This is a genomic window from Streptomyces sp. NPDC057654 (genome assembly GCF_042800135.1).
Taxonomy (GTDB): Bacteria; Actinomycetota; Actinomycetes; order Streptomycetales; family Streptomycetaceae; genus Streptomyces.
In genome coordinates, this window is the sequence record NZ_JBHVHQ010000199.1 from 1 (window position 1) to 11,482 (window position 11,482).

The following is an 11,482-nucleotide window of genomic DNA, read 5'->3' on the forward strand; positions in this document are numbered from 1 at the left end:
CGCGACGACGACGGCCGCACGATGCCCCGCGACTCCAATTGCGCGAGGGCCGCTCGCAACGTCACGCGCGACACGGCGTACCGGTCGACCAGAGCCCGCTCGGAGGGCAGCCGGTCACCGGGGCGGGCGGCAGCGGCGCGCAGGTCGTCGAGCAACTGCTTGGCGGTGCGCTCGTACAACGGGAGGGCGTCGTCACCGAACAGACCTCTGGGCATCGACGTTCGCGCATCTGTCATACCAGAAGCGTACCAATCCGATCGACGGCGCGGGCCTCCACCCAGGAGGCCCACCCGTTGACATGCCACTCCAATACCGCTTACGTTCTAGAAGCAGGCCACCCGATGATCTAGAAGTCACCCGTGAGCGACCTTCCGTTTCGCCGCGCCCGGGCACCCGCCAGTGATCGGGGCAGCGTCTTCGCAGCTCACCGAGGATGCCCGCCCGCTGCCGCCGAAGACGACCTCGTACTGGGGCGCCCGTTCGGACGGTACGCCGTCCCCCTACCCCAGCCGCCCCAGCCGACCCACTGCGAAAACCGGCAGCAGACCAGGCATCGACCAGCCTCACGGACGACCAGCCTCACGGACGACCAGCGTTACGGACGACCAGCCCTACAGCCGGCCGGCCTTACGGACGGCCGCTTCGTCGCGAGCGTACGGCCCGACTTCGACGATCCACGACGACGGACAAGGCGGCTGCCCCAGCCGGGCACGCACGACCGAAAGAGAGTTCGACATGACGGACATGAACCGGCGCAGCGTACTGAAGGTGGCACTGGGAGGCGCCGGTCTGGCCGCCTTCCCCGCCGTGGCCATGGGCGCCTCACCCGCGTCCGCCGCGCCGAGCTCGGATCCTGACCTCGTCGGGGTCGGCGACACCTCCATCACCCTGGAGTTCGACGACCGGCTGCATAGCCGGGTGACGCTCAAGGGCGTCGGCCTCACCCGCTTCGACGCCGGCGAAGCCCTGCTGGTGGGCGGCAAGGCCATCGAGGCGTTCGCCTACCGCGGGCACCGGACCCGCGCCACCCGGCACCCCCGCCACGGCGCGGGCGTCCGGGTGACGATCGAGGGCACGTCCAAGGAAGGCGTGCAGAAGACGGTCGAGCTGACCTCCTTCAAGCGTCTCACCGGCATGATCGTGATGAAGGTGACCTACACCAACAGGTCCTCCACCGCGCTGAAGGTGACCGGGTGGCGCAACGGAGCCCACGAGCTCCTGGAGACTCCCGGCGGCTTCTACACCTTCTCCGGTACCACGTACACAGACCGCCGCGACTGGGTGATGCCGGTGAAGGACGGTTATGTCCAGGAGAACTCGCTGGGGATGGACTCCTCCGACTACGGCGGCGGCACCCCGCTGGCGACCGTCTGGCGCCGGGGCGCGGGCCTCTCCGTCGGACATGTCGAGCCCGTGGCGACGATCCTGAGCATGCCGGTCCGCAAGACGGACGCCGGAGCGAGCATCGCCATCCAGGACGACACCACCCGCACCCTGAAGCCGGGCCGTCGGCTCAGCACCGCCACCACGTTCCTGACCGCCCTCCCCGGCGACCACTTCGTGCCGCTCCAGCGGTACCGCGACTACATGAGCGACATCGGCCAGCGCGCTCCCAAGGTCCCCGCCTCGGCCTTCGAGCCCATCTGGTGTGCCTGGGGCTACGAGCGCGGCTTCGCCACCGAGCAGGTCACCGGAGCGCTGCCGAAGGCGCACGAGGTCGGTCTGCGCTGGGCAGCGCTCGACGACGGCTGGCAGACCAACGTGGGCGACTGGGGCATCGACACGGCGAAGTTCCCGCGCGGCGAAGCGGACATGCGGGCCTTCACCAAGGAGATACGGGCCGCCGGTCTGCGGCCGCGACTGTGGTGGGCCCCGCTGGCGGCGGCCCCCGCCAGCAGCCTGTTCCGGGACCGGTCCGACATGCTGCTGCTGGACCGCGACGGCAACAAGCAGTACGTCACCTGGTGGGACTCCTACACCCTCTGTCCGGCCTACCGGCCGACGGTGGAGTACTTCGTCGAGCAGGCGAAGAGGTTCGTCGGCGAATGGGGTTACGAGGGGCTCAAGATCGACGGCCAGCACCTCAACAGCGTCGCGCCCTGCTACAACCCGAAGCACCGGCACGCCCGCCCCGAGGAATCCACCGAGGCCGTGGCCCCGTTCTGGAAGGCGATCCACGAAGCCGCGCACGGGGCGAACCGCGACGCCCTCGTCGAGCTCTGCCCCTGCGGCACCGCCTTCGCCTTCCACAACCTGCCCTACGTCGACCAGTACCCCAGCTCGGACCCGGAGTCCTCCTACCAGGTCCGGAGCAAGGGCAAGTCGATGAAGGCGCTGATGGGCGCGGGCAGCAGCTACGCCGGCGACCACGTCGAACTGAGCGACGGCGGGAACGACTTCGCGTCCTCCTACGGGGTCGGAGCCGTCCTGTCGACCAAGTTCACCCTCCCCGGTACCGGAGCCCCGGACAAGGCGACCGACCTCACCCCGGAGAAGGAGGTTCTCTGGCGCAAGTGGGTGTCCCTGTACGAGAAGAACATGCTGTCCACCGGCGAGTACCGCGGTGAGCTGTACGACATCGGCTTCGACAAGCCCGAGGCGCACGTCGTGGCCAAGAAGCGGACCCTCCACTACGCCTTCTACGCCGACCAGTGGGACGGGAAGGTCGAGCTGCGCGGCCTGGGCCGCACGCGGTACCGCCTGACCGACCCGTTCACCGGCACGTCACTCGGAACCGCCACTGCTCAGCACAACACCGTGAAGCTGTCCTTCAAGCGGTTCCAGCTCATCGTGGCCGAGCCCATCGGCTGATCAGCAGCCGGGGCGGCCATGATGTCACCGCGATAGGTCATCGCCGCACGCCGGCCACCGTGCACCGCATGCTCGTACGGCGGGTACTCAACCGGCTCCGCGGCCTGGCACCGCCCAGCGGCGAGCACCTGCCAGGGCGATCCGCTTCAGGTCGGCTGGAGGATCGCTTCGATGAGGTGGGGGCCGGGTGTGGCCAGCGCGGTGGTGAATTGTTCGGCCAGTTCGGTTGTGCTGGCGGCCCGGGTCGCGGGGACGCCCATACCGGTGGCTATGGCGGTGAAGTCGATGTCGGGTCGGCCGAGGTCGAAGAGAGCGTTGGCCGCCGGCCCGGCCTGGCTGCCGCCGACGCGGTCCAGTTCGGCGCGGAGTATCGCGTAGGAGCGGTTGTTGAGTATGACGGTGATCACGTTGAGCTTCTCGCGGGCCTGGGTCCACAGTCCGGAGATGGTGTAGAGCGCGCTGCCGTCGGCTTGCAGACAGACGACGGGCCGTTCGGGACACGCGATGGCCGCGCCGGCGGCCACGGGGATGCCCTGTCCGATGGCGAGGCCGGTCAGGCCGAGTACGTCGTGCGGCGCGGAATCGGCGGTCGCCGGGGCGAGGGTGTTCATCCCCTCGGTTATGGACTCGTCGACGACGATCGCTTCCCGCGGAAGCAGGGCGCCGATGACCTGCGCCCAGTTCTCGGTGCGCAACGGCTCGTTCACGACGGGAGGCGCAGCGTCTTGGGTGGGCGGCAGCACCGCGAGGGTGTCCGGTGCGACGGTGTCGGCCAGTTCGGTCAGCGCGTCGACGACATCGAAGCCCGCCTCGGGGACGAAGTGGTGCACGTGCGTTCCCGGTGGGGTGAGAATGCCCGGGCGGCCCGGATAGGCGAACGATGCCACGGGTTCGCGCGCTCCGACCAGGATCAGGTGCTCGACGCCGGCCAGCTGCCGGCTGACGGCTTCGGCCCGGTAGCCCAGGGGCTGGATCGCCGGTACGCCCGTACCGCGCCGCAACCGGGCAGGCCAGGTGGGGCAGAAAGCGGCGGTTCCGGTGGCCTTCTGTATCCGGGCGGCGGCTTGCAGACCGCGCTCCCCCAGCCCGGCACCGTCGATCAGCAGCGCTACGGGCTCGGGTCCGGCGACCAGTGCTGCCGCGGTTTCCACGTCGGCGCGGGTCACGGACCGCGGTGGCGGCGCCGTGAGGTGCGGCGCGGGCGGGGCGCTCTCTTCCCAGGACAGGTCGGCCCCCATGATGAGTGTGGAGATCGCGCCGGAGGTGCCGGTACGTGACCGGTCCGGGTCATCGGGCACCCCGGCGCTCATCGCCGCAGCCACGGCGGCAGCGGTGTCGGGACCCATATCCGCCGAGGTCATCGGCCGGCGCACCCAGCTGGATACGGTCGCGGCGACGGCCTCGATGTCGGACTCCAGGGGCGAGTCGAGCCCCTTGTGCGAGCGGGCGTGGTCGCCGATGACGTTGACCACCGGGGTGTGCGCCCGCCGGGCGTTATGGAGGTTCGCCAGGCCGTTGGCCAGGCCGGGACCGAGATGGAGCAGGGTCGCGGCCGGCCGGCCGGTCATGCGGGCGTAGCCGTCGGCGGCCCCGGTCGCCACCCCCTCGAACAGGCACAGCACACCGCGCATGGCCGGATGGCGGTCGAGCGCCGCGACGAACTGCATCTCCGACGTACCGGGATTGGCGAAGCAGGCGTCCACACCGTTGTTGAGCAGGGTGCGCAGGACCGTCTCGGCACCGTTCATAGAAGCTGATCGCCTTTCGCTAATCCTTTTGAGCCATGGTGTTCTCGCTATCGGGCGCCTGTCACACGCACCGTCGGCCGCCGCGCGCGGCGGCCTTCCGTGTCCGACGCCCGGCCCTGCCTATCCCAGCGCTCGCCCGGGGAGACCGCGTTCACGGAACATGAACGAGCTGGTCGGGTAGCCGTGCAGCAGGACGGTCATGGGGGCGTCGGCGATGGCGTCGACGGTCCGGTGGTGCACCGAACGCATTTCTCTCTAACCTCTTTGTGCGCCTGATCCGGTTAGCTGCCCGCCACACAAGCACGGAGTGATCTAACCTGTCAAATGATTCGATATGGTTAGGAGAGGGGTGGCAACCGATGCCCGCGCTACGGCGGGGAAAGGGACGCTCTCGCTGACCCGGCCGAAGGCCGCCGCTGGACACAGGAGCACTGCGGCGAAGGCCGCCTCACGAAACTCGCCCTGCTGCGCGAGACGCGGGACAGGCGCCGGCGCGGGAACGGCCTCAACAGTCCTGGTTCCCCGGCTCCCCTGCTCCTAATGTCTCCAGAGGCGCGTCCGTCGGCTCCGGAGCGACGCCACGCCCGTCACAGGAAGCGACGACCTGGAAGAGGAGCACCCATGACGGAGGACGTGAAGGCCCAGAAGTTCAGCACCCTCTTCCGCTGGTTCGACCGGAACGGGGACGGTCAGCTCACCCATGACGACTTGCAGACGATGACCGAGCTGTTCGCGGGACTGGCGCGCGAGGGAGACGAGGAGAACGCGGCAGCGATGCGGGCCGCCTTCGGGACGTGGTGGCAATTGCTGCTCACCCACGGCGACTCGGACGGAAACGGACGGATCTCCGTGGAGGAGTTCATCGCCGTCATGGAGGCCAACGTCACGGACCCCCGGCACTTCGAGGAAGCCGTGCTGGCGATCGTCGACGCACTGATGCGGGCGCTGGACATCAATCAGGACGGAGTGCTGAGCCAGGCGGAGTACGTCCGTATGTACGACGTCCTGGGAATTCCGCCAGTGCACTCCGAGGCGGCGTTCCGCCTCCTCGACCAGGACGGGGACGGCTCGCTCAGTCACGCTGAATTCAGGTCCGCCATCACCGAGTTCTACCTCAGCGACGACCCGAAGGCCCCCGGCAACTGGCTGCTCGGCCCGATCGACCAATCCGCCTGAGGCCCAGGCCAGGGGCTTGTCCAGGGCTTGCCCAGGAGCGTCTTGGGCTCGCCCGGGACCGTCAGCCACGCACCAGTACGGGGCAGCGCTGAGCTCATCGTGGACCTGTTGGACCCCGCCGGGCAGGAGTCGGCCGGCCTGCGGGACGAGTTCTACGCGGCCTCCCACGCCGCCCTGCTGGTATGCGACGTCTCGGCCCGCCCCACCTACAAGAACCGGCTGCCGGGACGACGTCGCACATCACGCGGGGGCCGATCATGCCGTGGCCGGGGTTCTTCGCGTGCGCGGGCGCCGGTTCAGCCGCAGCCGGGGCAGCAGCCGCGCACGTCCGCCTCGGGCCCGGCGGAAGGGATCGCGGCGGCGGAGGCGGCGCAGCAGCCCTTGCCCTGCCAGGTTTCGCGGCCTTCCTTGACGGCGATGGCGGCGATGACCAAGGCGGCGACGGGGTCGGCCCAGGACCAGCCGAGAGTGGCGTTGAGTGCCAGGCCGACCAGGAGGATGGCGGAGAGGTAGGTGCAGAGCAGGGTCTGCTTGGAGTCCGCGACAGCGCTGGCGGAGCCGATTTCGCGGCCCGCGCGGCGCTGGGCGGCGGACAGGAAGGGCATGACCGCGAGCGAGAGGGCGGCGATGACGATGCCGGGGAGGGAACGTTCGGCTTCGCCGGAGCCGGTCAGTGCGCGGATGGCGTCGACGGTGACGTACGCGGCGAGGGCGAAGAAGGAGACGGCGATGATCCGCAGAGTGGTCTTCTCCCGGGCCGCGCGTACGGCGTGGTCGCGGGCGGAGAACTGCCAGGCGACCGCGGCGGCGGAGGAGACCTCGACGACGGAGTCCAGGCCGAAGCCGATCAGGGCGGTGGAGGAGGCGGTCGTCCCGGCGGTGATCGCGACGATCGCCTCGACGGCGTTGTAGGTGATGGTGGCCGCGACCAGCAGCCGTATCCGCTTGGCGAGGACGTCGCGGCGGGCCGGGGCCGGACCTGCGCCGACGGGTATCTCGGCGGCCATCAGCAGCAGCCCTTCTCGTCCGCGTCCGCACAGGTCTTGTCGGCCGCGACGGCCACCACGGCGGAGCGCAGGTCGTCCAGCGCGTGGCCCAGTCGTTCGTCGGCGAGTTCGTAGCGGGTACGGCGGCCGACCGGGACCGCGACGACCAGGCCGCAGTCGCGCAGGCACGCCAGGTGGTTCGACAGCCGCGTGCGGGAGATTTCCAGGGCGTCGGCGAGGTCGGCGGGGTGGGCCGGGGCCTCACGGAGGGCGAGGAGTACCCGGCAGCGGATCGGGTCGGCGAGAGCGCGGCCGAACCGCGCCAGCACCTCGATGTCAGCAGCGAGAGTCAGCACATCAACAACAGTACACGGGATCCTGAATTCACAGATTCTTGTATCCATCCGGCGCGCCCCTGGATGGCGTCGGCAAGACGGGCCGGCTACGGCCTGGCGCTCGGCGCGGCAGCGGCCGACGCGCCGGCCGGGAACCTTCTGATCGGCCGCCGGTCCGGAGCAGCGAAAGGAGACGGTCTCGTACGGGCGTCGTCGCCGACCGGGCGTGTGGCTCGCGCGCGGTGTGGACGATCCGCTCGGGGCCTCCCGCGGCGGTGATGTCCGCGGCCGGCGGGGCGTCAGCCCGGAGTCAGAGCAGGATTCTGTGACTACGACAACGTGTTGGTGACCACCGTTGCCGCTTCCGCGATTATTTTGTTGTCGAATTCGGCGTCCTTCTTATTTCGGTGCGACAGGATCGCTACGACGATGGGGTCCTTGTGCGGCGGCCACAGCACGGCGATGTCGTTGCGGGCCCCGTAGTAGCTGCCGGTTCCGGTCTTGTCACCGACCACCCAGCCCTTGGGCACCCCGGCCCTGATCAGTTCGTCGCCGGTCGCATTCGTCCGCAGCCATGTGGTGAGCTGTGCCCGTTCTCCCTTTTTGAGAATGTCTCCGAGGACGAATGCACGCAGGTCCTGGGCCATCGCCCGGGGTGTGCTCGTGTCCCGCGTGTCGCCCGGAACCCAGCGGCTCAGCTCCGGCTCGCGGCGCTCCATCCGGATGACATCGTCGCCGATCTTCTTGAGTTCGGCGTTCAGCCCCTTGGGGCCGCCTATTTGGTCGAACATCAGATTGGCCGCGGTGTTGTCACTGAAGCGGACGGCCGCGTCGCACAGTTCACCGAGTTTCATCCCGGTATCGACGTGCTTCTCGCTCACGGGGGAGTTGGCGATCACATCGTCCTTCGAGTACGTGATCAGCCGGTCCATTCCGCTCAGAGAGTACTTCCGCAGCAGGGCGCCCGCGGCCAGCGCCTTGAATGTGGAGTTGTAGGCGAAACGTTCGCCGTCTTTGTAAGCCACCTCGCGGCCGGTGCCGGTATCGATGGCGTAGACGCCCAGCCTGGCGTCGTACTTGTGCTCAAGTCCCGTGAAGGCGCGGGCGGACTGCTTCGCGTCCGCGGCCGGTTCCGCCTTCCCGGCGTTCAGGGACGCCGACGTCGACTCGGATGCAGACGTGGATACAGACGCGGATACGGACGTGGTCGCAGACGTGGACGACGCGGCCGGGGAACCGTCATGTCCGCAGGCCGCGAGTGGTACGAGGACGAGTGCGGCGAGCGCGCCGCCGACGGCACGCCGGGTGCGGATGAGCTTCATGGTCCAACCTCCAAGACGCCTCGCGCTCGGGGCGCATGGCGCATACAGGGCGTATCTCGGGTGTGTATGAAATTCGGGGGCATTCAAGGTGCTCGGCGTATACGGGGCGTACGAGGTGTCCAGGGTGCACAGGAAAAGGGATGGGTACGGAATGCCGCAGATCCGCACCAGCGTTGATCGCGAATGCCGGTAACACTCTTGTCTCGGGGTGGCCATGCGGTCCAATGCGCTCCCGCGCCGTTCCATGCCGAACCGGCATGGAACGAACTGACATAGAGTTCGGGCCGTGGATCTGGTGGGAGCGTGTCGCGCGTTCGTGAGCGTCAGTGAGTACGGCAGCTTCACCGTCGGGGCGGCCGCCGTCCGGATGTCCCAGTCGGTGGCCAGCCGTCGCGTCGCCGCTCTGGAGGAACGTTTCGGCGAGCAGTTGTTCGAGCGCACATCGCGGCGTGCCGTCCTCACCCCCTTCGGCCGGGACCTGCTGCCGGCTGCCAGGGAAGTCGTGCGGGCGGCCGAGGTGCTGCTGCACGAGGCGGAGTCCGCCAAGCACAAGCCATGGCGGCTGGCGGTGCCCGGCAGCTGCTCCACCATCGCTCTCGCCCGCCTCGTCGCCGAGGCGAGAGGGCACGGCGTCGCCCTCGACCTCCGCCCCGCAGCGCCCGCGCGGCGAAGGGAACTCGTCCACTCCCAACACGTACGGGCCGCCCTGCTCGCGGTCCCGCCGGACGAGGCGAGGTGGTCCGTACCGCTCGGCCTCGCCGCGGCCCGGGAAGACCCCGGCGTCAAGCGCGTCTACCTCGAAACGCTACGAATCGGCCGCGCCACCCCGGGACCGCCCCGCCGTGTCTGGCTCCAGCCGGAGGACGACGTACCGCACATCCGCGACCCGCTGACGCGCCTGCGCGACGCGCTCGGCCTGCGGCCCGCGCAACTCGTCGCCGCGCCCGACCTGACGACCGCGGCGGCCGAAGTCCTCAGCACCCGCGACCTGCTGCTGTGCTCGCCCGCACAGGCCGAGGAACTCGACCTGGCCTGGCGGCCCATCGGCGAACTCCCGCTCAACCGGGGCTTCGTCCTCGCCGCCGCCGGGGACGGCGACCCCCAGCTCATCGAGGCACGCCTGGGGGACGCCATCGCCCGCTGCGTCGGCGCGGACCACCGGGCGCGCACCACAGCGAGAACCACGGGAAGGACGACGGCGTGAACACCGAGACGCTCGTACGCGACCTGCGCCGGCAACTGCACGACGGCGGCCTGCGCGGCTGCCTGCTCGTGCGCGACCTGCACACGGGAGAGGAACTGGGTATCGACCCGGACACCCAGTTGCCCTCCGCTTCCCTGGTCAAGGTCCCACTCGCGCTGGCGACGGCGGAGCGCATCCGGCGGGGTGAACTGGACGGGGCGACGATGATCGACGTACAGCCCGGTCGTATCACCACACCCGGCCCCGCCGGGCTGAGCCGGTTCCGCCACCCCGCCCGGATCGCGGTCGACGACCTGCTCTACCTGAGCACCTGCGTGAGCGACGGAACCGCCTCCGACGCACTGTTCGACCTCACCCCGCCCGCCCAGGTCGCCGAGCTCCTGCACGGACTCGGTCTGCGCGGCATCACCGTCCGGCACACCATGCGCGAACTGGCCGACACCCCCGTGGAACGCTTCGACGCCGCCCAGGTCCACCTCGCCCACGCCCTCGCGATCGACGCCGGAACCAGCGGCCGCGGCCACCGGGTGCCGCAGCTCGACACCACCCGCGCCAACACCGGCAGCGCCCGCGCCCACGTCGAACTGCTCCAGGCCCTGTGGACACCCTCGAAGATCCACCCCGAGGTGGCCGCACGGGTACGCGGCCTCATGGCCCACAATCTGATACGGCACCGGCTCACCCCGGACTTCAGCTCCGACGCCACCACCTGGTCCTCCAAGACCGGCACCCTCCTCAACCTCCGCCACGAGATAGGAGTCGTCGAGCACTCCGACGGCCAGTCCTTCGCCATCGCCGTCCTCACCGAATCGCTCGTTCCGGCCGGCACCCAGCCCGGCGCCGACGCGCTCATGTCACAGGTCGCCCGCAGGCTGCGTGACCATCTTCGGCAGTTGTAGCTGTGCCGCCTCATCAGATGGACGGCGTCTCAGCGGCGGGCGGCGATCCGTCGGCGGACGGCGCCCGGAAGGGGCGCGAGGAAGCCGGCCGCACGCCGAACTGCCCACACGCCCCGCAGAGTGGCCGCGGTGTCGTCGGTGGTCAGGCCGTGGGGGGGCGAGTACTCAAGGCTGGGCGCTGCCGTCACGGCGGCTTGAGTGGCAGCGTCACGGCGAGTCCCTGAGCCAGGCGAATGGCGAGAAACCGCAGGCTCCGAGCCGGATAGATCGGCTGCCGGAGGGGTAGGAAGGAATGTCCCCTCTTCGCAAGGGTTATTCTGCGCCCGCCGAGAGAAAGCGGAGGGAAGTAAGCCCATGTCCTTCAAGAACATCTTCGGCAGCGGCGGAAATGAGGCCAAGTCCGCCGAGGAATCCGCCCGCAAGGTCTCTGAGAAAATTCCGGGTGCCCGGCCCGAACAGGAAGGGGTCGATCCGGAACTCTACGACGACATTCCTGAAGCCGCACGCGACCCGAAGATCGTGCGCGAGACGTCACCCGAGGCGCTCAGCATCATGAACAACTTCCTCGCCCCTCTGTTCAAGAGCACCCAGGCAGTCGCCGACAAGCAGCGGGAAACCAGCGAGAACCCCGAATCGACGTCCGATATGGCGTCCTCGGTCAAGGATGAGGCATCCAAGAAGGTGAAGGTGGAGATCAGGGAGGAAGACCAGCCGAAGAACAGCGACGAACGACTGGACAAATTACAGAAAGACAACCGCGAAGCGGTCAAGAACGCCCGGAGGCCCGACGAGGGATCGGCCGAGGGGTGAGGGAGGGTCGTCCAGGAAGCCGGATCGAGGGCCGGCAGGCTGTCCAGAGACCCCGGCTCTTCCAAGGTCCGGCCCCTGCTCAACGGCAGGCGGACCCGCTCGGCAGTCTGACGATTTCCCCTTCAGTACGCCGGGCCGCAAACGACGCACAAAGGCACTGACACATCGTTGAGTTCTCTTGCGCTAGGAGG

Annotated in this window: 10 protein-coding genes and 1 pseudogene; 5 read left to right on the top strand and 6 right to left on the bottom strand. The window is 69.2% G+C overall.

Translation table 11 applies throughout. The features are described 5' to 3' along the window. Nucleotides 1–236 (bottom strand): winged helix-turn-helix domain-containing protein (locus tag ACFU99_RS17255; RefSeq protein WP_384392291.1); only part of this gene is annotated, 236 nt, incomplete at its 3' end. Nucleotides 237–735: 499 nt separating this feature from the next. Here ACFU99_RS17255 and ACFU99_RS17260 point away from each other — a divergent pair. After that, nucleotides 736–2,811, top strand: a complete 2,076-nt coding sequence (locus ACFU99_RS17260; protein WP_384392294.1) for a glycoside hydrolase family 36 protein — start codon at nucleotides 736–738, stop codon at nucleotides 2,809–2,811. Nucleotides 2,812–2,957: 146 nt separating this feature from the next. Here ACFU99_RS17260 and ACFU99_RS17265 read toward each other — a convergent pair whose 3' ends face one another. After that, nucleotides 2,958–4,559 (bottom strand): acetolactate synthase large subunit, encoded by a 1,602-nt coding sequence (locus ACFU99_RS17265; protein WP_384392297.1) that lies wholly within the window; start codon nucleotides 4,557–4,559, stop codon nucleotides 2,958–2,960. A 150-nt stretch (nucleotides 4,560–4,709) separates the two neighbouring features. After that, nucleotides 4,710–4,808: pseudogene (locus ACFU99_RS17270) on the bottom strand (alpha/beta hydrolase); the annotation flags it as partial. A gap of 372 nt (nucleotides 4,809–5,180) precedes the next feature. On the opposite strand from ACFU99_RS17270, the gene ACFU99_RS17275 reads away from it, so the two are divergent. Beyond that, nucleotides 5,181–5,735 carry an EF-hand domain-containing protein gene (locus ACFU99_RS17275; RefSeq protein ID WP_384392300.1) on the top strand — a complete coding sequence of 185 codons (555 nt, stop codon included), beginning with the start codon at nucleotides 5,181–5,183 and terminating at the stop codon, nucleotides 5,733–5,735. A 296-nt stretch (nucleotides 5,736–6,031) separates the two neighbouring features. Here the strand turns inward: ACFU99_RS17275 and ACFU99_RS17280 are convergent, their stop codons facing one another. The 3 genes from ACFU99_RS17280 to bla all read right to left on the bottom strand — a co-directional run bounded on the left by ACFU99_RS17280 (nucleotide 6,032) and on the right by bla (nucleotide 8,378). Further along, nucleotides 6,032–6,742: a cation transporter gene (locus ACFU99_RS17280; protein ID WP_384392303.1), complete on the bottom strand. Its 711-nt coding sequence runs from the start codon at nucleotides 6,740–6,742 to the stop codon at nucleotides 6,032–6,034. Further along, nucleotides 6,742–7,077 (bottom strand): ArsR/SmtB family transcription factor, encoded by a 336-nt coding sequence (locus tag ACFU99_RS17285; protein WP_384392306.1) that lies wholly within the window; start codon nucleotides 7,075–7,077, stop codon nucleotides 6,742–6,744. Before ACFU99_RS17285 ends, ACFU99_RS17280 begins: the two co-directional genes overlap by 1 nt. Before the next feature lie 308 nt (nucleotides 7,078–7,385). Beyond that, nucleotides 7,386–8,378: a class A beta-lactamase gene (bla, locus tag ACFU99_RS17290; RefSeq protein ID WP_384392309.1), complete on the bottom strand. Its 993-nt coding sequence runs from the start codon at nucleotides 8,376–8,378 to the stop codon at nucleotides 7,386–7,388. Between the two features lie 286 nt (nucleotides 8,379–8,664). On the opposite strand from bla, the gene ACFU99_RS17295 reads away from it, so the two are divergent. The 3 genes from ACFU99_RS17295 (at nucleotide 8,665) to ACFU99_RS17305 (ending at nucleotide 11,291) form a co-directional block, all read left to right on the top strand. Beyond that, on the top strand, nucleotides 8,665–9,582 hold the full coding sequence (locus ACFU99_RS17295; protein WP_384392312.1) for a LysR family transcriptional regulator: 918 nt from the start codon (nucleotides 8,665–8,667) through the stop codon (nucleotides 9,580–9,582). After that, entirely contained in the window at nucleotides 9,579–10,481 is a 903-nt protein-coding gene (locus tag ACFU99_RS17300) for a serine hydrolase (RefSeq protein WP_384392315.1), read from the top strand. The genes ACFU99_RS17295 and ACFU99_RS17300 overlap by 4 nt, the downstream gene beginning before the upstream one ends. A 354-nt stretch (nucleotides 10,482–10,835) precedes the next feature. Beyond that, nucleotides 10,836–11,291, top strand: a complete 456-nt coding sequence (locus tag ACFU99_RS17305) for a hypothetical protein (RefSeq protein ID WP_384392318.1) — start codon at nucleotides 10,836–10,838, stop codon at nucleotides 11,289–11,291. Nucleotides 11,292–11,482 lie beyond the last annotated feature (191 nt).